This is a genomic window from Pseudomonas sp. S1(2024), assembly GCF_046557535.1.
On record NZ_JBKGFP010000144.1, the window covers coordinates 1 to 23,266 of the forward strand.

Here is a 23,266-nt window from a genome sequence, read left to right on the forward strand (position 1 = left end):
CCGCTCCTACAAAAAAGCGCCAGCGCAGGCCACAAAATCGATGCAGGGCATTTGTCCCCGCCGCCGCCCCGATAGTCTACTGGTCGTAGTCCGCGTCCTACGGCATCATTGCAGCATTTGTCCGGCAGCCCCAAAGGACCGCCCATGAATCTGCCCCCTCGCCAACAACAAATCCTCGAACTGGTGCGCGAACGCGGTTACGTCAGTATCGAAGAAATGGCGCAGCTGTTCGTCGTCACACCGCAAACCATCCGCCGTGATATCAACCAGCTGGCCGAGCTCAATCTGCTACGCCGCTACCACGGGGGCGCGGCCTACGACTCGAGCATCGAGAACACCGCCTACGCCATGCGCGCCGATCAGATGCGCGACGAAAAGCAACGCATCGCCGAAGCCGTGGCCCGGCAGATTCCCGACCATGCCTCGCTGTTCATCAACATCGGCACCACCACCGAATCCATCGCCCGGGCGCTGCTCAACCACAACCACCTGAAAGTCATCACCAACAACCTGCACGTGGCCGCGATCCTAGCCGCCAAGGACGATTTCGAAGTGCTGGTGGCAGGTGGCACTGTTCGCCGTGATGGCGGCGTCGTCGGCCAGGCCAGTGTCGACTTCATCAACCAGTTCAAAGTCGACTTCGCCCTGGTGGGCATCAGCGGCATCGACGAAGATGGCAGCCTGCTCGATTTCGATTACCAGGAAGTGCGGGTATCCCAGGCAATCATCGCCAATGCCCGACAAGTGATCCTTGCCGCCGACTCCAGCAAGTTCGGGCGCAACGCCATGGTCCGCATGGGCTCGATCAGCCTGGTCGACTGCCTGGTGACCGACCAGGCGCCAACTCCCACCCTCACCCAGCTGCTGAACCAGTACAAGATCCGGCTTGAGGTGGTTTGAGGGCTGACAGGCGCATGCCGCAAGGTTTGTCGCGCCTGTGAGATCGAGCGTCGCCCGCGCCGCGCTCGATCTTACAGGCGCGATACCTTTCAAACCGATCATCCAAAACTTTCGTAAATGTTCAATTCATTGTCATCTGATCAGTTTTTTCTATAAAGACTGACTGGCGACCAGCTTTCTGTTGCGCTAGTATTTTCGAAAACGAACATAAATGTTCATATTCGATGTAAACAGCACCAGGAGGCCTTGCCCGTGTCCCAGCCCGTTTCGTCCCAGCCCCCAGTCGCCGACTGTTATGACCTCGCCGTGATCGGCGGCGGCATCAATGGCGTGGGCATCGCTGCCGACGCCGCCGGGCGTGGCCTCAAGGTATTCCTCTGCGAAAAGGACGACCTGGCCCAGCACACCTCGTCGGCCAGCAGCAAACTGATCCACGGCGGCCTGCGCTACCTGGAGCACTACGAGTTCCGCCTGGTGCGTGAAGCGCTGGCCGAACGCGAAGTGCTGCTGGCCAAAGCCCCGCACATCGTCAAGCCGATGCGCTTCGTGCTGCCGCACCGCCCGCACTTGCGCCCTGCCTGGATGATTCGCGCTGGCCTGTTCCTCTACGATCACCTGGGCAAGCGCAAGCGCCTGGGTGCTTCGCGCAGCCTGCGCTTCGGCCCGGGATACCCGCTCAAGCCTGCGATCAGCCGTGGTTTCGAATACGCCGACTGCGCGGTGGACGATGCCCGCCTGGTAGTGCTGAATGCGATGGCCGCACGGGAAAAAGGTGCCCATATCCATACCCGCACCCGCTGCCTGCGCGCGGAGCGTGTGGATGGCCTGTGGCAAGTGGAGTTGCAGCACGCTGACGGCCGCCTGCAGACCATTCGCGCCCGTGCCCTGGTCAATGCCGCCGGGCCGTGGGTGGCCAGCTTCATCAAGGACGACCTCAAGCTCGATGCCCCCTACGGCATCCGCCTGATCCAGGGCAGCCACATCATTGTGCCGCGCATGTACGAAGGCGAACACGCCTACATCCTGCAGAACGAGGACCAGCGTATCGTCTTCTGCATCCCGTACCTGGAGCGTTTCACGCTGATCGGCACCACCGATCGCGAGTACAGCGGCGACCCCGCCAAAGTCGCGATCACCGAGCAGGAAACCGATTATCTGCTCAAAGTGGTCAACGCCCATTTCAACCACCAGATCAGCCGCAGCGACATCGTGCACACCTATTCCGGCGTGCGCCCACTGTGCAACGACGAATCGGACAATCCGTCCGCGGTCACCCGCGACTACACCCTGGCGCTGTCCGCCAGTGAAGGGCAAGCGCCGTTGCTGTCGGTATTCGGTGGCAAGCTGACTACCTACCGCAAACTGGCCGAATCGGCGATGGCCGAGCTCAAGCCGCACTTCCCACAGATGCGCGGCAGCTGGACCGCTGGCGCGCCGCTACCTGGTGGTGAGCAAATGACCACGGTGCAGGCTCTGGTAGATGCGGTGCTGGCGCGCTGTGGCTGGTTGCCGGTCGATATCGCCAGGCGCTGGGTGCTGACCTATGGCAGCCGTGTATGGCAGTTGCTGGAGGGCGTGCAAGGGCCGGAAGACCTGGGCCAGGCAATTGGTGGTGGGTTGTTCGCTCGAGAGGTGGACTACCTCGCCAGCAACGAATGGGCCTGCAGCGCTGAAGACATTCTCTGGCGCCGCACCAAGCTGGGCCTGTTCACCAGCGCGGGCGAACAGCAGGTGCTTGCAGACTACCTGCAACGAGAGCAGCAGGCGCGCACCCAGGCAGCGTGACTCCCTGGCCCGCCCACACGCGCCAGGCGCAAGCGCCTGGCTGTCAAGCGGGCCATTCGGCGCAGCAGTAACTACCGCCAAACCACATTATCGGCGTGATGCTCTGGGGTCTTTAAAACCCCGGAGAACATCACGTGCCACCCACCGAATACAACCCATCCTATTCAGTCGACGCCCTGATCGCCCAGCAACTGCCTGACTGGTTGACCGGCGCCGACACAACGCACCTGCAAGCCTACGGCAAGGCCTTGGGTGCACAACAACAGGCAGCGGACAGGCTTCGCCATCTGCTCGAAAGAATCCCTCGCCTCGAAGACTTCGCCCTGCCCCTGCTCGAACGCGCGCTGCGTGAGCAGAGAGTGGGGCATATCGACGCGCGACGGGGTCACGTGGTCGTGAGCGAAGAGTTCCAACTACCTTCGGCCGCAGAGCATTTCTACAAGCCGACCGTAATCCATAGCACACGACAAACCCTGCTGGCTGCCGCCCTGCATAACTTCGAAGCACACGAAGCTGAACCGTGGCTGTTGCGTAAAGCGCATCTGGAAAACGAGAAAGGCGAAAAGCTGGCCATGACCTTCGAGCAATTCGTTCGCCTGTGCCGCTCGCTGGATCTGGGCGGCAAGTATCAGGTGCTGCTCAAGACAGTGCTCGAACCCAAGGCTGGGCGTGGCCAGCCGGGCGATCAGGCGCGCACGACAATAAGGCACCTGTTTGAAACCGGCGTACGAACGCGCATGCAAGCAGCGGTTTACGAGGCCAGGTTCAAGCGGCAACTGGATGAGCGGGATCTGCTTCGGCTGCGGTCGATGCTGGAACCCCCTGCGCTCGCAACCTATGGCAAAGGCACGCTGACACCTCGCCAACTCTATCTGCTCGGCAAGTGCGTGACGGGGGTCATCACTCTCGAATGGCGCCCTGCCTTGGCTGCCGACATCGACGAGATCATCGTCTGGATACCCGATGCCCCCGGGCAAAGCCTGTGCTTTTACGACAGTTGGAACGATGTGTACACCGACCTGGCCACTCGCCTCAAACACCAGCCATTCCGCAGGTTTTTCAAGCGTTTCATCAAGGCGCGGGACACAAGCGCTTTCGACAAGGAACTTGCACAACGGCTGTTAGCGTCGCCTGGAGCAAAGAAACTGCAGCTCGACGGGCGAAACCTGCCCATAGAGGGGGATGTGTTCGCACATGTACGAGCGCTTTTGCTCGGACGAATGTTCGATGATGCAGCCTACCTGGCTGTGCCCACGGACGTCGAAGACCGCCTGAGCAGACATCAGCGCTTGCAGGGCATGCTCAGTGCCGGGTTGGACCTGCTGGGGCTGGCAGCTCTGGTCGTACCGGTATTGGGAGACCTGCTGCTGGTCGTCAGCGCGGCGCAATTGCTCGATGAAGTCTACGAAGGCTACCAGGACTGGCAGCTAGGTGATCGCCAGGGTGCACTGGACCACTTGTTCAACGTAGCCCAGGGCCTGGCGACCACAGGCCTGACTGCAGGTGCGCTGCATACGCTGCGACGAATACCTTTTGTCGACAGGCTTGCGCCAACGGTGTTGCCCGGCCGCGGCGTAAGGCTGACCAGAAACCTCCGCTACCTGCCTGCCGAGGAAAATGTCTCGGTATTATTGGAAGGCCTGCAAGGGGAGCACTTTGCCGACACGTTGTCAGACCATGGCCGGATGCTTCTGCAGGTCACAGGCCTGTCCGTGGACCAGCTGCGCCGACTTTGCCTGGAGAACGCTCCACCACCCGCGCGGCTGCTAGACATCCACGACCGGATCAAGCTGCACCAGCAGGATCCGACCCTGAAAGGGCTGGCCTTCGAGCAAAAACTTCAGGCATGGCAAACACCGCTATCCATCGACCAGGCCAAGCTGATCGGCGCCTTTCGTGGGCTGTCGCCAAGGGGCGCCCAGGAAGTCATCGACCATGGCAGTAGCGCCCAGATAGAACAGTTGCATGCTTCCGGGCGGATACCACTGAGCATGGCGCAACATGCACGATGGTATGAACATGCCAGCCGTATCGACCGGGCTTGTCTCGGCTTGCGCCTACAGAACCTGGCCAACACCGATAGCGAAATACTGGCGCTACGCCTCATCGAGCGGGAAGCCCCGTGGCCAGACTCAGTACGGGTCGAATTACGCCACGGCGGCCCGGAGGGATTACAGATATTCGCCAGCCAGAGCGAGACCGCGCAGAAGGTGCGCACCATTGTCAAAAATGAGCAAGGCTACGCCCTGGCTAGCGAAGAAACCCAGGGCAAGTCCTTGCTGGCAGCGCTCCTGCGGTGCCTGGACGACGAGCAGAAAACCCGGTTGGGGAACCGCAACCTGCAGCTCAGGGAACTGCGCGACAAACTGGCCATGGCAGCCGAACAGGATCGCGACTCCACGGCTAGCCTGCTCGACCTGCCCGGCATCCGCGCAACTATCAGGCCGCCCCGGCGTTTCGCCGACGGCAGGCTGGCCTATACACTCAGCGGTGGTGGTGAAAGCAGCCAAAGCGCTATTCGTCGAGGGATCCATCAAATATTCCCCACACTCTCCGAACTGCAACTGGACGCTTACCTCGAAGCAGTCCGCCAGCGCGGGGAGAGCTTGTGGGACCATTACCAGGCGCTGCAACGCCAGCTTGCCGACCTGCGCGAAACACTTCGGGTCTGGCAGGCCGGTTGGCAATCTCCGATCGACGCCATTCGCAGACGCCGGGTAGCCGATACCCTTCGCCGCAGTTGGCGGCGCAAACTGGTGGACGGCAACGACCAATATGAACTGACCATAGACGGCGAGCACATCGATGCCTTGCCAGACCTGCCGGAGGGTGTGGAATACCGACACGTGCGCCGGCTGACGTTACGCAACATGCGCCTGCAGCAGATCGATGCGCGCTTCCTAAGGCTGTTCCCCAACGTCGTGGACCTGGACCTGAGCGGCAACCAGCTGACATTGGTTCCCGAGGGCATCGAGGGCCTCAGCCAGCTACGGCGCTTGAACCTGAGCAACAACCTGATTGCGATGGACGCAGCAAGTAGCAGCCGCCTGGCTCAGTTGCAGCGGCTGGACACCCTGATACTCAATTACAACCCCCTCAACGGCATGCCCGACCTCTCGGCCTTGCCGCATGTGCGGGACCTGCGCCTGCGAGCAACGGGCCAGGCGGATATTGGCCTGGTCCACCAGAGCGTAGCGCTACGCGCCCATATCGACTTGCGCGACAACAGAATCAGCGAGTTGCAGCGCGAGATGCGCGGCTTGCGCCTGCGCCTGCAAAGGCTGAACCTGCATGACAATCCGTTGAGCGAAGGCAGCATCGAGTATCTGGACGAAGCACAGGGTGCCAGCGAAACAGGCGCCCGAGGCAGCGCGTCGTATGCCCACGAGCCAATAGATGAAGAAACCCGTGCAACCTGGGTAGCGTCCAGAAACGAGCTCCTCCGTGCAGAACGGGAGGCAGCCTGGGACCGCCTGAGCGAGGAGCCGGGCTCTGGAGGCCTGTTCAGATTCCTGGCCGACTTTGCCCAGAGCGAAGACTTCGAGGCCCATCCGCGGCATTATCGACGCCGTCTCTGGCACATCCTCGAAGCCTGCGAAAACAATGAAGCGTTACGCGAGCAGTTGTTTCGCGAGGCCGACGGGCCGCGTACCTGCGAGGACCGCCTGTTGCTGCTGCTCAACCAGATGGAAGTGGGCGTGCTGGCCTTCCAGGGCATCGAAGGGGTGCCAGCGGAAATGAGAGAGAGCCACCTGCTGTATCTGGGCGGCCAGTTGCACCGCCTGGACCTGCTTGACGATATTGCCAACCGGCACATCCAGGCCCTGCGCGAAGCAGGACGCAGAGTAGATGAAATCGAAGTTCGGCTTTTCTATCGCCTGCGGCTGACGGGGCCACTTGACTTGCCAGCACCACCGGATGAGATGCACTTCGCCTCATTCGCCCACGTGACAACGCGGGATCTGAACGCAGCAGAAATAGAAGTACTGCAAAGCTACAGCACCTTGTCGATGCTGGACGCGCTTGCAGGCCGCCCTTACTGGCAGAACTACCTGCGAGAAACCTATGCTGACCGTTTCGAGGCGACCGCAAGGCCTTATCACGAGCGAATGGAAGTGCTCGAAGCAAGGGCCGTGGCCGGGCAGGAAGCGGGCTATGAAGACCAGGCCAGGGTTTTGATGCGCGAACTTGCTGCCGAGGAGTCAGTGCTGATACGCACCCTCACTACCGAGGCCTGGGCGCGCTGGAACCAGACGCCGAAAGAGCGGCTCATGCCCCACTGACCAGGCTGGCAGCACTGCGATCAGGCTCAGCATGGCAGCGGTCCTGATCGCTCGTGCATTGCGATGCAGGGTTGGCAAATCCGTTCGGATTTCCGAACGATTAACCGCTATTCATTCGGTATGGCGAATGAAACTTACCGTCACACGATGAGTGCGAAAGGTTGATTCCCAATGAATTCGAGGCGTTATGATCAATGCCAGAGCTTGGCACGACTCATGCTCTACACTTGGTAGCCGAATGCAATCGTTTATTTCTGTATTCGTTGAACGAAGAGTCCGCCAACGGCTCCATAAAAAAAACAAACACGTCGAGGAAAATTTGATGCGCATCGTTCGTCAATTGCTGGGCGCCGCCATCGCGGCCGCTGTGATCGCTTCGCCGGCCATGGCCGAAGAACTGACCGGCACCCTGAAGAAGATCAAGGATTCGGGCACCATCACCCTGGGCCACCGCGACTCCTCCATCCCGTTTTCCTACCTGGCCGGCAAGCCCGAGCCCGTGGGCTACTCGCATGACATCCAGATGGCTGTCGTCGACGCCCTGAAGAAGCAGCTGGGCACGGACATCAAGGTCCGCTACAACCTCGTCACCTCCCAGACCCGCATCCCGCTGGTGCAGAACGGCACCGTAGACCTCGAGTGCGGCTCCACCACCAACAACGTCGAGCGCCAGCAGCAGGTCGGCTTCTCGGTCGGTATCTTCGAAGTCGGTACCCGCCTGCTGACTAAGGTCAAGGACGGTCAGCCGGCATACAAGGACTTCCCGGACCTGGCCGGCAAGAACGTGGTAACCACCGCAGGTACCACCTCCGAGCGCATCCTCAAGGCGATGAACGCCGACAAGCAGATGAAGATGAACGTGATTTCCGCCAAGGACCACGGTGAAGCCTTCAACATGCTCGAAAGCGGCCGCGCCGTGGCCTTCATGATGGACGACGCCCTGCTCGCCGGCGAAATGGCCAAGGCTCGCAAACCGTCGGACTGGGTCATCACCGGTACCCCGCAGTCCTACGAGATCTACGGCTGCATGGTGCGCAAGGATGACGCGGCCTTCAAGAAAGCGGTCGATGACGCCATCGTCGGCTACTTCAAGTCGGGCGAAGTCAACAAGAGCTACGACAAATGGTTCCAACAGCCAATCCCGCCGAAGGGTCTGAACCTGCAGTTCCCGATGAGCGACGAGCTGAAGAAACTGATCGCCGAGCCGACCGACAAGGCTGCGGACGAGAAAAAGCCCTGACCACCAGCCCATGGCCTGTTGCGCTGCAAAGCGCGAATTAAACCTGCAGGCCACCCGTTAGTGTCTAACCTTTCATCCGAGGGCTTATGCCCTCGGATGTTGGAAGGTGCCCGTGAAACAACCGTCTGAGGGGAAATCCCGATGAATTACAACTGGGACTGGGGCGTGTTCTTCAAGTCCACCGGCGTGGGCAGCGAAACCTATCTGGACTGGTACGTCACCGGCCTGGGCTGGACCATCGCCATCGCCATCTCCGCCTGGGTCATCGCCTTGCTGCTGGGCTCGGTCCTCGGTGTCATGCGCACCGTGCCGAACCGTTTGGTATCGGGTATCGCCACCGCCTATGTGGAGCTGTTCCGCAACGTACCGCTGCTGGTGCAGCTGTTCATCTGGTACTTCCTGGTGCCAGACCTGTTGCCAGAAGGCCTGCAGGAATGGTTCAAGCAGGACCTCAACCCGACCACCTCGGCGCTGATCAGCGTGGTCATCTGCCTGGGCCTGTTCACTGCCGCCCGCGTGTGCGAGCAGGTGCGTACCGGCATCCAGGCGCTGCCCCGCGGCCAGGAAGCCGCCGCCCGCGCCATGGGCTTCAGCCTGTCGCAGATCTACACCAACGTGCTGCTGCCACAAGCCTACCGGATCATCATTCCGCCGCTCACCTCGGAATTCCTGAACGTGTTCAAGAACTCGTCGGTGGCGTCGCTGATCGGCCTGATGGAACTGCTGGCACAAACCAAGCAGACCGCTGAGTTCTCGGCGAACCTGTTCGAGGCCTTCACCTTGGCCACGCTGATCTACTTCACCCTGAACATGGGCCTGATGCTGCTGATGCGCATGGTCGAGAAAAAAGTCTCGGTGCCCGGCCTGATTTCCGTAGGGGGCAAATAAATGGATATGGATTTCAGCGAAATCATCCCGGCCCTGCCTGCCCTTTGGGAAGGCATGGTCATGACCCTGCAGCTGATGATAATGGGCGTGGTTGGCGGCATTGTACTGGGGACCATCCTGGCCCTGATGCGCCTGTCGTCGAGCAAGCTGCTGTCGAACGTGGCCGGCGCCTACGTCAACTACTTCCGCTCGATCCCGCTGCTGCTGGTAATCACCTGGTTCTACCTGGCGGTACCATTCGTGCTGCGCTGGATTACCGGCGAGGACACCCCGGTAGGTGCCTTCACCTCCTGTGTTGTGGCATTCATGATGTTCGAAGCCGCGTACTTCTGCGAAATCGTCCGCGCCGGCGTGCAGTCGATCTCCAAAGGCCAGATGGGCGCCGCCCAGGCCCTGGGCATGACCTACGGCCAGACCATGCGCCTGATCATCTTGCCCCAGGCCTTCCGCAAGATGACGCCGCTGCTTTTGCAGCAGAGCATCATCCTGTTCCAGGACACCTCGCTGGTCTACACCGTGGGCCTGGTGGACTTCCTCAACTCGGCACGCTCCAACGGCGACATCATCGGGCGCTCCCATGAGTTCCTGATCTTCGCCGGTGTCGTGTACTTCCTCATCAGCTTCTCCGCTTCGTGGCTGGTCAAGCGCCTGCAAAAAAGGATCGCCGTATGATTTCCATCAAGAACGTAAACAAGTGGTACGGGGACTTCCAGGTACTGACCGACTGCAGCACCGAGGTCAAGAAGGGTGAAGTGGTGGTGGTCTGCGGCCCGTCGGGCTCGGGCAAGTCCACCCTGATCAAGTGCGTCAACGCCCTGGAGCCGTTCCAGAAAGGTGACATCGTGGTCGACGGCACCTCGATCGCCGACCCCAAGACCAACCTGCCCAAGCTGCGTTCGCGCGTTGGCATGGTGTTCCAGCACTTCGAGCTGTTCCCGCACCTGACCATCACCGAGAACCTGACCATCGCCCAGCGCAAGGTGCTTGGCCGCAGCGAAGCAGAAGCGACCAAGAAGGGCCTGGCCCTGCTCGACCGCGTCGGCCTCGGTGCCCACGCCAAGAAGCACCCCGGCCAGCTGTCCGGCGGCCAGCAGCAGCGCGTGGCCATCGCCCGCGCCTTGTCGATGGACCCGATCGTCATGCTGTTCGACGAACCGACCTCGGCACTGGACCCGGAAATGGTCAACGAAGTACTGGACGTGATGGTCGAGCTGGCCCACGAAGGCATGACCATGATGTGCGTGACCCACGAAATGGGCTTCGCCCGCAAGGTGGCCAACCGCGTGATTTTCATGGACAAGGGCAACATCATCGAGGATTGCCAGAAGGAAGACTTCTTCGGCAACCCGAGTGCCCGCCACGAACGTACCCAGCACTTCCTCAGCAAGATCCTGCAACACTGATTTTGCTTCACTGAAGCGGTCGGCGCCGCTGCCCTTCGGGCAGCAGGCGCTGGTCGTGACAAGGCCACTGTGATGAAATGCGATCCTTCGCTTCTTCTCCCTGCCAAGCCTGCCGTGAAATCCCGCCTGCTCCGCCAATTGCTGTTACCGCCACTGATCATCCTGCTGATGGTCGGCCTGGGAATGGCTGGCTACCTGATCAGCGAGAGCAGCGGCATCCGCACCCTCAGCGAAAACGGCGAGCGCCAGCTGGAGCTGCACGCGCGCACGGTCGAGAGCGAAATCAGCAAGTACACCTACCTGCCGAGCCTGCTGGAGCTGGAAGACAGCGTCTCGCATCTGCTCACCGACCCTGACGGCGGCTCGCGGCAGACCGTCAACGAATACCTCGAAGGCCTGAACCGGCGCAGCCGCAGCCGGGCCATCTTCGTCCTCGACACCAACGGCCGTGTCCAGGCTACCAGCAACTGGCGCGATGCCGACTCGTTCCTCGGCGAGGACCTGTCGTTCCGGGCCTACTTCCAGACTGCCGTGCGCGGCGAACCCGGGCGTTTCTACGGTATCGGCAGTACAACCGGCGAGGCCGGCTATTACCTGGCCCACGGCCTGGAGGAGCATGGCAAGATCATTGGCGTGGCGGTGATCAAAGTGCGCCTGGACACCCTCGAGGAGCGCTGGCAGCGTGCCCGCCTGGAGGCGTTCGTCAGCGACGAGAACGGCATCATCATCCTCTCCAGCGACCCTGCCCGGCGCCTGAAGTCGGTACGCCCGCTGACCCCGCAGATCAAGGAGCGCCTGGCTCGCAGCCTGCAGTACTACTGGTGGCCACTGAACGAACTGCAGCCCCTGGCCCGGGAAACCCTGGCCGATGGTGTGGAAAAGCTGACCTTCCCGGCCAACAGCGAAACCGCACAGGGCAAGGCCCGCGAAATGGCCTACCTGGCCCAGACCCGGCGCCTGGTCGACACGCCCTGGCATTTCACCCTGCTGACCCCGCTGCAGGACCTGCGCCGCGAATCCATGGTACAGGGCATCCTGGTGGGCGTGGCCTTCGCCTTGTTGGCGATCCTCGGCATCGCCTGGAACGAACGGCGCAAGGTCATCGCCACTCGCCTGGCAGCCCGCGAGGCCCTGCAGGAAGCCAACAGCCAGCTGGAGCGACGGATTACCGAACGCACGGCCGACCTGCGTGCCAGCAATGAACGCCTGAAGGGTCAGATTCGCGAGCGCCGGCATGCCGAGCAGACCCTGCGCCACGCCCAGGACGAACTGGTACAGGCCGGCAAGCTGGCCGCCATCGGGCAGATGTCCACCAGCATTGCCCACGAACTGAACCAACCGCTGGCCGCGCTGCGTACGTTGTCCGGCAACACCGTGCGCTTCCTCGAACGCGGGGCGCTGGAAACCGCCAGCACCAACCTGCGTACCATGAACGACCTGATCGACCGCATGGGCCGAATCACCGCCAGCCTGCGCTCGTTCGCCCGACGCAGCGACGACAGTGGCCAGGCTTCGCTGGCCAAGGCGGTGGACGCTACCTTGCAGGTGCTGGCCAACCGCATCAGCGCCTGCCACCTGCAGTTGCACAATCAGTTCGAGGACCAGCAGCTTGCCATCGACCAGACCCGCCTGGAGCAGATCCTGGTCAACCTGATCGGCAACGCCCTGGATGCCATGGCCGCCCAACCGCTGCCGCAACTGTGGCTGGAGGGCGAGCTGCAGGGCGACAAGTACCGTTTGCAGGTGCGCGACAATGGCCACGGCATCGACGCCGAGGCGCGCAAGCACCTGTTCGAACCTTTCTTCACCACCAAGCCGGGCGAACATGGCCTGGGCCTGGGCCTGACCCTGTCGGCGAGCCTTGCCGCCGCCGCCAAGGGCAGCCTCAACGTCGAGCATCCCGCCAGCGGCGGTACGGCCTTCGTCCTGGCCCTGCCCCTGGTCTCACCCCCTAGCGAATCGGCAGAGCACCCATGAACCAAGCGCCTCTTACCGTCCTGATCGTCGAAGACGACCCGCATGTGCTGCTCGGCTGCCAACAGGCGCTGGCCCTGGAAGACATCGCCTGTGAAGGTGTGGGCAGCGCCGAGCAGGCGCTGGAGCGCATCGGCGACGACTTCGCCGGCATCGTCGTCAGCGATATACGCCTGCCGGGCATCGATGGCCTGGAGCTGCTCAACCGCCTCAAGGCCCGCGACCGCAGCCTGCCGGTGGTACTGATCACCGGCCACGGCGATATCGACATGGCGGTGGGCGCCATGCGCAATGGCGCCTACGACTTCATGGAAAAACCCTTCTCCCCGGAGCGCCTGGTCGACGTGGTGCGCCGCGCCCTCGAACAGCGCGGGCTGTCGCGCGAAGTGGTGGCCCTGCGCCGCCAGTTGGCGGAGCAAAGCAGCCTGGAGGGGCGCATCATTGGCCGTTCGCCGGCCATGGAGCACCTGCGCGAGCTGATCGCCAACGTCGCCGATACCTCGGCCAACGTACTGATCGAAGGCGAAACCGGTACCGGCAAGGAACTGGTCGCCCGCTGCCTGCACGACTTCAGCCGTCGTCAGGGCCAGCCGTTCGTGGCACTTAACTGTGGCGGCTTGCCGGAAAACCTGTTCGAAAGCGAGATTTTCGGCCACGAGGCCAACGCCTTCACCGGTGCCGGCAAACGCCGCATCGGCAAGATCGAACACGCCAACGGCGGCACGCTGTTCCTCGACGAAGTGGAGAGCATGCCGATCAACCTGCAGATCAAGCTGTTGCGCGTGCTGCAGGAGCGCACCCTGGAGCGGCTGGGCTCGAACCAGAGCATTCCGGTGGACTGCCGGGTGATCGCCGCCACCAAGTCTGACCTGGATGCCATGGGCCAGAGCGGCCAGTTCCGCAGCGACCTGTATTACCGGCTGAACGTGGTGACACTGGAGCTGCCGCCGCTACGCGAGCGCCGCGAAGATATCCTGCAGCTGTTCGAACACTTCCTGCAGCAGTCGGCCCTGCGCTTCGACCGTGAAACACCTGCGCTGGACAGCCAGACCCTGTCGCGCCTGATGGCCCACGACTGGCCGGGCAACGTGCGTGAGCTGCGCAACGTCGCTGAACGCTATGCCCTCGGCCTGCCTGCGTTCAAGAAAGGCCCCAGCGGTGGTTCCAGCCAAGGCTTGGGCTTTGCCGAGGCGGTGGAAGCGTTCGAGCGCAACCTGCTCAGCGATGCCCTGCAACGTACTGGTGGCAACCTGAGCCAGGCCAGCCAGGAGCTGGGCATGGCCAAGACCACGCTGTTCGACAAAGTGAAGAAATACGGCCTCGGCTGACCTCAACCCAACCTGGAAAGACAACGTGGACCTGGTATTCAAAGCTGCCCTGGGTGCTGGTGTGGTGGTGCTGCTGGCGGTGCTGTCGAAGACACGCAATTACTACATCGCCGGGCTGGTGCCGCTGTTCCCCACCTTCGCCCTGATTGCCCACTACATTGTCGGCAAGGGGCGCAGCATTGCCGACCTGAAGACCACCATCCTGTTCGGCATGTGGTCGATCATTCCGTACTTCGTGTACCTGGCGACCTTGTATGTACTGGTCGACCGCATGCGCCTGGAGGCATCGCTGGCGCTGGCCACGGTGGCCTGGCTGATGGCGGCGACCGTGCTGGTGACCTTTTGGGTGCGGATGCACTGAGTTGCATCGGCGTAGACTTCTTCGCGGGCACGCCCGCTCCCACAGGTATTGCACATGATTGAAAGCGGGTGCATTCCCTGTGGGAGCGGGGGTGCCCGCGAAGAGGCCAACGCCGATTCAGAGCCCTGCGATATGCGTGACATCCTGCCGATGTGCCTGCAGGTAGGGCAACACCGCCCCCAGCAACGGCGCCTTGAACGGCTCCTGGAAGCGGTGCGCCAACCCCGGTATCAAGCGCAGCTGGCTGCCCTGGATATGCGCCGCCAGGTGCACGCCATGCATCACCGGCAGCAACGGGTCGGCCGTGCCATGCACTACCAGGGTCGGCACCCGCAACTGGTTAAGCAACTCGACCCTGCTCGGCTCGGCCAGTATCGCCATGATCTGGCGCTTGGCCCCTTCAGGGTTGAACGCCCGGTCGTAGGCCACGGCCGCTTGCTGCAGCAAGGCCGCACGGTCGTCACGCACCTCGGGGCTACCCAGCGCCGCCAGCAGATCAGCCTGCTGCTCGATGGCCACTTCGCGGTTCGGCGCGCTGCGCCGGGCCAGCAACTGCACCAGCGCAGGATCCGGCGCCGGCAACCCCGCCGCCCCTGAACTGGACATGACCAGCGTCAGGCTGCGCACGCGCTCGGGCGCCATGGCAGCCAGGTGCTGGGCAATCATGCCGCCCATGCTCACCCCCAGCACATGAAACTGGCGCACGCCCAACGCATCCATCAAGCGCAGGCCATCGTCCGCCATGTCGGTCAGCGTATAGGGCGCAGCCACCGACAGGCCCAGCTTGTAGCGCAGCAGTTCGACCGTCAGGTTGGCCGTCGGTGGCAACTGGTTCCAGCGTGACAGGCCGACATCGCGGTTGTCATAGCGGATCACCCGAAAGCCCTGGCGGCACAACGCTTCGACCACGTCGTCCGGCCAGTGGATCAGCTGCCCTCCAAGGCCCATCACCAGCAGCAAGGCCGGGTCGCGTGGCGCACCGACGCTCTGGTAGACAAGGCTGACCGCGCCCAGCTCGGCACGCTGCACCGGCACGTGGGCGTCACAACGCTGTTCAGCGAAACTTGCAGGTACGCCGAATACAAAGAAAAGAAAAAGCCAAAAAGCCCGCATGAAAGAAACACCAGAATGCAGATCCCCAGTAGAGCGCGAGTCTGATGAATTCTGTTCGGGCGCGCTGCCACAGTTCGGTGACAGTTTGATGACTCCCGCCAGGCGGTGCGGCGGTACGCCCAGTCGACAGGCGCGGCAACATGAGGGAAACTCAACTCATTCCCTGTTTCCTCAAGTCCACACACCGGAGTCAGCTGTGCTGGAGATCCGTCACCTGAAAACCCTTCATGCCCTGCGCGAGGCCGACAGCCTCGTGGAGGCTGCCGAGCGCCTGCACCTGACTCAGTCGGCGCTGTCGCACCAGTTCAAGGAACTGGAAGAACGCCTGGGCCTGCCGCTGTTCGTGCGCAAGACCAAGCCGATCCGCTTCACCAGCGCCGGGTTGCGTCTGCTGCAACTGGCCGATGCCACCCTGCCGCTGCTGCGCGGCGCCGAACGTGACATCGCGCGCCTGGCCGGCGGCACCGCCGGTCGTCTGCACATGGCCATCGAATGCCACAGCTGCTTCCAGTGGCTGATGCCGACCATCGACCAGTTCCGTGATGCCTGGCCGGAGGTGGAGCTGGACCTGGCCTCCGGCTTTGCCTTCGCACCACTGCCGGCCCTGGCCCGCGGCGACCTCGACCTGGTGGTGACCTCCGACCCGCTGGACCTGGCGGGCATCACCTACGTGCCGCTGTTCACCTACGAGGCAATGCTGGCGGTGGCCAACCAGCATCCGTTGGCCAGCAAGCCCTACATCGTGCCGCAGGACCTGCTCGACCAGACCCTCATCACCTACCCGGTGGAGCGCGACCGCCTGGACATCTTCACCCGCTTCCTGGAGCCAGCCGACATCGAGCCCGCCGCCGTGCGCACATCGGAGCTGACGGTGATGATGATGCAACTTGTGGCCAGTGGCCGTGGCGTGTGCGGCATGCCGCACTGGGCGCTGCACGAGTACAGCTCGCGCGGGTATGTGAAGGGCAAGCGCCTGGGTGAAAAAGGCCTGTTCGCCACGCTTTATGCCGCCGTGCGCACCGACATGCTCGATGCGCCATATATGCGCGACTTCTTGCTCACGGCCAAGGACACCTCGTTCGCCACCCTCGATGGCGTCAGCGCGGTGCGCTGACGGCCTGGCGGTATAGCGGCAGGATCAGGTCGCGGGTCAGGGGTGCAAGCTGCATGGCGGGTGCCTGGTCTGCGGCCAGCCACACCACCTCCTCGATCTCAGCGGCCGGCAGCACGGCTGCGGCGCTGTCGACTCGGAACAGTTCGGCTTGTACCTCGAAGCCCGGCTCGTTGGCGGCCGGGGCGCTGAACCGGCCCAGGTGCACGGCCTGAGCTGGGTCGATGTGCAGGCCTAGTTCCTCATGCAGCTCGCGCACCAGCGCCTGCACCGGGGTTTCGCCAGCATCGATCTTGCCGCCGGGCTGCATGAAGGCCTGGGTGCCGCGCTTGCGTACCAGAAGGGTGCGGCCCTGGGGGTCGATCAGCAGGGCGGCGGCGATGCGGATGGTGTTGGGCATGGGTGGGCTCACCTGAAACAATGGCCGGGGAGGATCCCATGGGGTTCCTGGCCTGACAAGGCCAGTGTTTCCTGTGCCGGCCCTTTCGCGGGCGCGCCCGCTCCCACAAGCCCTCCACAGCTCTTGAAAGCAACGCAGTACCTGTTGGAGCGGGCATGCCCGCGAAAGGGCCGGCACAGGATATAGCCGACCGGCCAGACGAACGGCCCCTTGCCAACCCGTCCCACACCCTCCATAACCAACACATGAACCTGCCCGCCAAACACCACCCGGTGCTCGAGCTGTTCCACCCCGCCGTGCGCACCTGGTTCCGTCGCCACTTCGCCACGGTGACCGATGCCCAGGCCCAGGCCTGGCCGTTGACCCATGCGGGCAAGTCGATGTTGCTAGCCGCACCGACCGGCTCGGGCAAGACCCTCAGTGCGTTCCTGGCCGTGCTCGACGAACTGTTCCGACAAGGCCTGGAGCACCAAGGCGAGCTACCAGCGCAAACCCAGGTGGTCTACGTTTCGCCACTCAAGGCGCTGTCCAACGATATCCGCCTGAACCTGCAAACCCCGCTCGAAGGCATCAGCCAGGCCATCGCGGACCAGGGCCTTAACGCCCCGCGCATCACCACGGCCGTGCGCAGCGGCGACACCCCACAGAAGGAGCGTGCCGCCATGCGCAAGCTGGCGCCGCACATCCTGGTGACCACCCCCGAATCGCTCTACGTGCTGATGGGCTCGGCTTCTGGCCGTAAAGGCCTGGCCAGCGTGCACACGGTAATCGTCGACGAAATCCATGCCCTGGCAGGCAACAAGCGCGGCGCCCACCTGGCACTGACCCTGGAGCGCCTGCAGGCCCTGTGCAACCGGCCGTTGCGGCGCATCGGCCTGTCGGCCACGCAACGCCCGGTCGAGCGGGTGGCGCAATTTCTGGTCGGCAACGGCCGCCCCTGCGCAATCGTCGATGTCGGCCATGCTCGGCAGCGCGACCTGGCCATCGAGGTGCCGCCAGTGCCACTGGGTGCAGTGATGGCCACCGATGTATGGGGCCTTGTCTATGACCGCCTGGCCACCCTGGCGCGCGAACACCGCACCACTCTGGTGTTCGTCAACACCCGGCGCCTGGCCGAGCGCATCACCCGCCACCTCAGCGACCGGCTGGGCAAGGAGGCGGTTGCCGCGCACCACGGCAGCCTGGCCAAGGAACTACGCCTGGATGCCGAACAACGCCTGAAGAATGGCCAGTTGCAGGTGCTGGTGGCCACTGCATCGCTGGAGCTGGGCATCGATATCGGCGACATCGATCTGGTCTGCCAGATCGCTTCACCAGGTTCGATAGCGGCCTTTCTGCAGCGGGTCGGCCGCGCCGGCCACCAGGTCGATGGCGTGCCAAAGGGCCGCTTGTTCCCGACCTCGCGCGATGACCTGATCGAATGCGTGGCCCTGCTCGACTGCATACGCCGGGGCGAGCTGGACGAGCTGCACATTCCACGGGCGCCGCTGGACGTGCTGGCCCAGCAGATCGTCGCCGAAGCCAGCAACCAGCCCTGGCACGAACAAGCCCTGTTCGACTGCCTGCGCCAGGCCACGCCCTATGCCGAACTCGACCAGCAACATTACCAGGCCCTGCTGCGCATGCTCGCCGAGGGCTACAACGGCCGCCAGGGCGTGCGCAGTGCCTATCTGCACCGCGATGCGGTGAGCGGCACCCTGCGTGGCCGCCGCGGCAGCCAGCTGACCGCCCTGACCAGCGGCGGCACCATCCCCGACAACGCCGACTACGCCGTGCTGCTCGAACCGCAGGCGCTGAACATCGGCAGCGTCAACGAAGACTTCGCCGTGGAAAGCATCGCCGGCGACATCTTCCAGCTTGGCAATGCCTCCTATCGAATCCTGCGGGTCGAGCCGGGCCGGGTGCGGGTGGAGGATGCCCATGGCCTGCCACCGACCATTCCATTCTGGCTGGGCGAGGCGCCGGGGCGCAGCGACGAGCTGTCCGCCGCGTTGGCCCGGCTGCAGGCGCAGATCGACCAACAGCTGGCTGACAACAACCAGGCCGAGGTGCTGGCATGGTTGCAGGCCACCTTCGAACTGGGTGAAGACGCCGCCGGCCAGTTGCTCGACTACCTGGCCCGCACCCGCGAAGTGCTTGGTGCCCTGCCCTCGCAGGACACGCTGGTGATGGAGCGCTTCTTCGATGAGTCCGGCGGTACCCAGTTGATCATCCATTCGCCCTACGGCAGCCGCATCAACCGCGCCTGGGGCCTGGCCCTGCGCAAGCGCTTCTGCCGCACCTTCAACTTCGAGTTGCAGGCGGCGGCCAGCGAGGACGCCATCGTGCTGTCGCTGTCCTCCAGCCACAGCTTCGAACTGGACGACGTGTGGCGTTACCTGAATAGCCGCAACGCCGAGTCGATCCTTGTCCAGGCACTGCTCGATGCGCCGCTGTTCGGCGTGCGCTGGCGCTGGAACGCCAGCGTGACCATGGCCTTGCCGCGCTTTGTCGGCGGTCGCAAGGTGGCGCCACAGATCCAGCGGATGAAGAGTGAAGACCTGATTGCCGCCGTGTTCCCCGACCAGATCGCCTGCCTGGAGAACATCGTCGGCGAGCGGCAGATTCCCGATCATCCGCTGGTCGAGCAAACCCTCGACGACTGCCTGCACGAGGCGATGGACAGCGAAGGCTGGCTAGCACTTTTGCGGCGCATGGAAAGCGGCACGGTACGCCTGCTGTGCCGCGATCTGCCCGCCCCTTCGCCGTTGGCGGCGGCCATCCTCAATGCACGGCCATATGCCTTCCTGGATGACGCGCCACTGGAAGAGCGTCGCACACAGGCAGTGCTCAACCGGCGCTGGAACGAGGTGCAGAACGGCGACGACCTGGGCGCGCTGGACGCCGATGCGATTGCCGCCGTGGCGGCCGAAGCCTGGCCGCAGCCGGGCAACGCCGACGAAATGCATGAAGCGTTGATGGGCCTGGGTGCCATCAGCCAGGACGAAGTGCAGGGCAATGCCGGCTGGGAGCTGCTGCTCAGACAATTGGCCAAGGCCGGCCGGGCCTTGCGCCTGGTGGATGAAAAACTGTGGCTGGCACGCGAGCGGTCGAGTCTGCTGCAGGTGCTGTATCCCGGCTCCCGGCTGGAACCTGCGTTGCAGGTACTGCCAGGCTTCGATCAGGCCATCGAGCCGGACATTGCGCTGGTCGAACTGTTGCGAGCCCGCCTGAGCGGCCATGGCCCGCTGACCCGCGCGCAGATTGCGGTAGCACTTGGCAAGCCGCTGCCGGCCATCGAACAGGCCCTGGCCCACCTGGAGACCGAAGGCTATGTGCTGCGTGGGCATTTCAGCCCCGGCGCAAGCGAACTGCAATGGTGCGAACGCCATCTGCTTGCGCGCATCCACCGCTACACGGTCAAACGCCTGCGCCGGGAGATCGAGCCGGTCAGCCTGCAGGACTTCATGCGCTTTCTGTTCGACTGGCAGCACCTGGCCAACGACACGTGCCTGCGCGGCCCGCAAGCCGTGGCCGAGGTACTAGGCCAGTTACAAGGATTCCCGAGTGCAGCCGGAGCCTGGGAGGCCGAACTGCTGCCGGCACGTATCAAGGACTACAGCCCGCACTGGCTCGACGATGCCTGCCGTAGCGGGCAGTTTGCCTGGAGCCGGCTGGCGGCGACCGTGTCGAGCAACACCTTGTCGAGCACACCGCTGGTGCTGCTGCCACGCGAGCATCTTGGGTTGTGGCGCAGCCTTGCCCCCGTACCCGCCCTGGATAGCCTCGGCGCACGGGCACAACGCGTCCACGAGGTGCTGAACGCGCATGGCGCGCTGTTCTTCGACGAGCTGGCACACGACGCCCACCTACTACCCAGCGAACTGGAGACGGCCTTGCAAGAGCTGGTAGGCGCAGGCCTGGTGGGGGCCGACAGCTTCACCGGCCTGCGCAGCCTGATCACCCCGGCGGCGAAACGCACATCGCGCAACAGCCGACGCGGCCACCCGCCGCTGTCCAGCAGCATGTCCCATGCCGGGCGCTGGGCCTTGCTGCGCAGGGGCACTGTAGACGACAGCCAGCGCCTGGAGCACATCGCCCGGGCCCTGCTTCGGCGCTATGGCGTGGTGTGCTGGCGCCTGCTGGAGCGCGAAAGCGATGTGCTGCCGCCCTGGCGCGAACTGCTGCGCTGCTATCACCGGCTGGAAGCGCGTGGCGAGATTCGTGGCGGGCGTTTCATTGCCGGGCTGGCCGGCGAACAGTTCGCCTTGCCTGAGGCGGTGGGGCTGCTGCGGCAGGTGCGGCGGCGTGAATTGGACGGGGCATTGGTGGTGGTGAGTGCCAGTGACCCACTGAACCTGGTCGGGTCGTTGCTGCCGGGGGCGAAAGTGCCGGCGGTGAGTGGCAACCGCCTGCTGTACCGCGACGGGGTGCCAGTGGCGATGCGGGTGGCAGGGCACTATTCGTACCTGGTCGAAGCGCCGGCACAAGAGCAGGAAAGCTGGCGGCAGAAGCTGCTGCGCGACACTATCTGAATGCTTTTTTGCTGTACTGGCCCTATCGCCGGCAAGCCAGCTCCCACCTAAACCGCATCGCCCTTGAGCGATGCGCTATCCCTGTGGGAGCCGGCTTGCCGGCGATAGGGCCAGTACAACCAACACAAGGCTCTGCGAGAATGATTTTCGCTACCCCGATTTTAATTTGCACAGCCGAGCAACTTGGCTATGGTCGGGGTTTGCCCCAGGCCCTGAGCCTGACCGCGCCATCGCAAGGACCCTGTATGAGCCTGTCACTTCTCAGTCGCTATGCCTTCTTCGCCGCCTGTGTGCTGTTCACCCTGGCGAGCCTGCCGTTCACCCACCACGAATGGCTGTGGCCGTTCACCCTGAGCACCGGCATCCTCAGCCTCATCGGTCTGTTCGACCTGTTGCAGCAACGCCACGCAGTACGCCGCAACTATCCGATCCTGGGCAACATCCGCTATCTGGTCGAGGCCATTCGCCCGGAAATTCGCCAGTACCTGCTGGAGGCGGACAGCGACGCCCTGCCGTTCTCCCGCGCCCAGCGCTCGCTGGTTTACGCAAGGGCGAAGAACGAAGCCTCGGACAAACCCTTCGGCACCCTGATCGACGTGTACGAGTCCGGCTTCGAATTCATCGGCCACTCCATGCGCCCGGCGCCATTGGCCGACCCGGCAAGCTTCCGGGTCATCGTCGGCGGGCCGCAATGCAGCCAGCCATACTCGGCGTCGATCTTCAACATATCGGCGATGAGCTTTGGCTCGCTCAGTGCCAACGCCATCCGCGCCCTCAACCAGGGCGCCAAGCTGGGCAACTTCCACCATGACACCGGCGAAGGCAGCATCAGCCCCTATCACCGCGAGCATGGCGGCGACCTGGTCTGGGAACTGGGCAGCGGCTACTTCGGGTGCCGCACGCCAGACGGGCGCTTCGACCCCGAACGCTTTGCCGCCCAGGCACGCAGCCCGCAGGTGCGGATGATCGAAATCAAGATGAGCCAAGGCGCCAAGCCCGGCCATGGCGGCATCCTGCCCAAGCACAAGGTGACCCGGGAAATCGCCGAAACCCGTGGTGTGCTGATGGGCGAAGACTGCATATCGCCGTCGCGCCACAGCGCCTTCTCCACACCCATCGAGATGATGCAGTTCATCGCCCAGTTGCGTGAGCTGTCTGGCGGCAAACCGGTAGGTTTCAAGTTCTGCCTGGGCCACCCGTGGGAGTTCATGGGCATCGCCAAGGCCATGCTGGAAACCGGCATCCTGCCCGACTTCATCGTCGTCGACGGCAAGGAAGGCGGCACCGGCGCGGCGCCGGTGGAGTTCACCGACCACATTGGCGTACCGCTGCGCGAAGGGTTGCTGTTCGTGCACAACACCCTGGTTGGCCTGAACCTGCGCGACAAGATCAAGCTGGGCGCCAGCGGCAAGATCGTCAGCGCGTTCGACATTGCCAGCGTGCTGGCCATTGGCGCTGATTGGGCCAACTCGGCGCGCGGCTTCATGTTCGCCATCGGCTGCATTCAGTCGCAGAGCTGCCACACCAACAAGTGCCCGACCGGTGTGGCCACGCAAGACCCTCTGCGCCAGCGTGCGCTGGTGGTGCCGGACAAAGCCCAGCGGGTGTTGAACTTCCACCACAATACCTTGCGTGCCCTGGCCGAAATGCTTGCGGCAGCGGGCCTGGAGCACCCGGCGCAGCTGGAAGCCAAGCACCTGGTACGGCGCATCTCGGCCACCGAGATCAAACTGTTCTCGCAGATGCATGTGTTCTTGAAGCCGGGTGAACTGCTGACTGGCGAGGTGAACGGGCAGTTCTATTCGCGCATGTGGCAATTGGCGCGGGCGGACAGCTTTGAACCGAACAGCGAAGTGGCGGCCTGATAGAACCCTGGGGCTGCTACGCAGCCCATCGCGACACAAGGCCGCTCCTACAGGCGACCGCGCAAGCTGCATGGGGCGCGGTCGCCTGTAGGAGCGGCCTT

General features: G+C 63.5%; 15 protein-coding genes. 13 read left to right on the plus strand and 2 right to left on the minus strand.

Annotated elements, in window-relative coordinates:
* Window positions 1-144: 144 nt before the first annotated feature.
* From glpR to ACLCGK_RS32875, 10 genes are all read left to right on the plus strand, one after another.
* Complete coding sequence (gene glpR / locus ACLCGK_RS32830) at window positions 145-900, plus strand: DNA-binding transcriptional repressor GlpR (protein WP_015271570.1); 756 nt, start codon at window positions 145-147, stop codon at window positions 898-900.
* Between the two features lie 252 nt (window positions 901-1,152).
* The gene (gene glpD / locus ACLCGK_RS32835; RefSeq protein ID WP_024087667.1) at window positions 1,153-2,685 is read left to right on the plus strand and encodes a glycerol-3-phosphate dehydrogenase; all 1,533 of its coding nucleotides are present in this window, start codon (window positions 1,153-1,155) and stop codon (window positions 2,683-2,685) included.
* A 134-nt stretch (window positions 2,686-2,819) separates the two neighbouring features.
* Entirely contained in the window at window positions 2,820-6,968 is a 4,149-nt protein-coding gene (locus ACLCGK_RS32840; RefSeq protein ID WP_410953694.1) for an NEL-type E3 ubiquitin ligase domain-containing protein, read from the plus strand.
* 322 nt (window positions 6,969-7,290) lie between these two features.
* Complete coding sequence (locus ACLCGK_RS32845) at window positions 7,291-8,208, plus strand: glutamate/aspartate ABC transporter substrate-binding protein (protein ID WP_410953695.1); 918 nt, start codon at window positions 7,291-7,293, stop codon at window positions 8,206-8,208.
* Between the two features lie 141 nt (window positions 8,209-8,349).
* Window positions 8,350-9,096: an amino acid ABC transporter permease gene (locus ACLCGK_RS32850; protein WP_015271574.1), complete on the plus strand. Its 747-nt coding sequence runs from the start codon at window positions 8,350-8,352 to the stop codon at window positions 9,094-9,096.
* The gene (locus tag ACLCGK_RS32855; protein WP_013973970.1) at window positions 9,097-9,768 is read left to right on the plus strand and encodes an amino acid ABC transporter permease; all 672 of its coding nucleotides are present in this window, start codon (window positions 9,097-9,099) and stop codon (window positions 9,766-9,768) included. It begins immediately after the preceding gene.
* Window positions 9,765-10,499: an amino acid ABC transporter ATP-binding protein gene (locus ACLCGK_RS32860; protein WP_015271575.1), complete on the plus strand. Its 735-nt coding sequence runs from the start codon at window positions 9,765-9,767 to the stop codon at window positions 10,497-10,499. Before ACLCGK_RS32855 ends, ACLCGK_RS32860 begins: the two co-directional genes overlap by 4 nt.
* Before the next feature lie 72 nt (window positions 10,500-10,571).
* Window positions 10,572-12,476: an ATP-binding protein gene (locus ACLCGK_RS32865; RefSeq protein ID WP_015271576.1), complete on the plus strand. Its 1,905-nt coding sequence runs from the start codon at window positions 10,572-10,574 to the stop codon at window positions 12,474-12,476.
* The gene (locus ACLCGK_RS32870; protein WP_410953696.1) at window positions 12,473-13,801 is read left to right on the plus strand and encodes a sigma-54-dependent transcriptional regulator; all 1,329 of its coding nucleotides are present in this window, start codon (window positions 12,473-12,475) and stop codon (window positions 13,799-13,801) included. The genes ACLCGK_RS32865 and ACLCGK_RS32870 overlap by 4 nt, the downstream gene beginning before the upstream one ends.
* A gap of 25 nt (window positions 13,802-13,826) precedes the next feature.
* Window positions 13,827-14,162, plus strand: coding sequence for a GlpM family protein (locus ACLCGK_RS32875; RefSeq protein ID WP_410953697.1), 336 nt, complete (start codon window positions 13,827-13,829; stop codon window positions 14,160-14,162).
* A gap of 117 nt (window positions 14,163-14,279) precedes the next feature.
* Here ACLCGK_RS32875 and ACLCGK_RS32880 read toward each other — a convergent pair whose 3' ends face one another.
* On the minus strand, window positions 14,280-15,275 hold the full coding sequence (locus ACLCGK_RS32880; RefSeq protein WP_024087669.1) for an alpha/beta fold hydrolase: 996 nt from the start codon (window positions 15,273-15,275) through the stop codon (window positions 14,280-14,282).
* A 196-nt stretch (window positions 15,276-15,471) separates the two neighbouring features.
* On the opposite strand from ACLCGK_RS32880, the gene metR reads away from it, so the two are divergent.
* A complete protein-coding gene (metR, locus tag ACLCGK_RS32885; RefSeq protein ID WP_003258025.1) occupies window positions 15,472-16,389 on the plus strand; it encodes a transcriptional regulator MetR in 918 nt (305 codons plus the stop codon).
* On the opposite strand, the gene ACLCGK_RS32890 is transcribed toward metR, so the two are convergent.
* Complete coding sequence (locus tag ACLCGK_RS32890) at window positions 16,373-16,786, minus strand: NUDIX hydrolase (RefSeq protein ID WP_015271579.1); 414 nt, start codon at window positions 16,784-16,786, stop codon at window positions 16,373-16,375. The two genes, metR and ACLCGK_RS32890, sit on opposite strands and share 17 nt — an antisense overlap.
* Window positions 16,787-17,031: 245 nt before the next feature.
* Here ACLCGK_RS32890 and ACLCGK_RS32895 point away from each other — a divergent pair, with 245 nt between their 5' ends.
* Window positions 17,032-21,300, plus strand: coding sequence for a DEAD/DEAH box helicase (locus tag ACLCGK_RS32895; RefSeq protein WP_410953698.1), 4,269 nt, complete (start codon window positions 17,032-17,034; stop codon window positions 21,298-21,300).
* A gap of 245 nt (window positions 21,301-21,545) precedes the next feature.
* The gene (locus ACLCGK_RS32900) at window positions 21,546-23,165 is read left to right on the plus strand and encodes an FMN-binding glutamate synthase family protein (protein WP_015271581.1); all 1,620 of its coding nucleotides are present in this window, start codon (window positions 21,546-21,548) and stop codon (window positions 23,163-23,165) included.
* Window positions 23,166-23,266 lie beyond the last annotated feature (101 nt).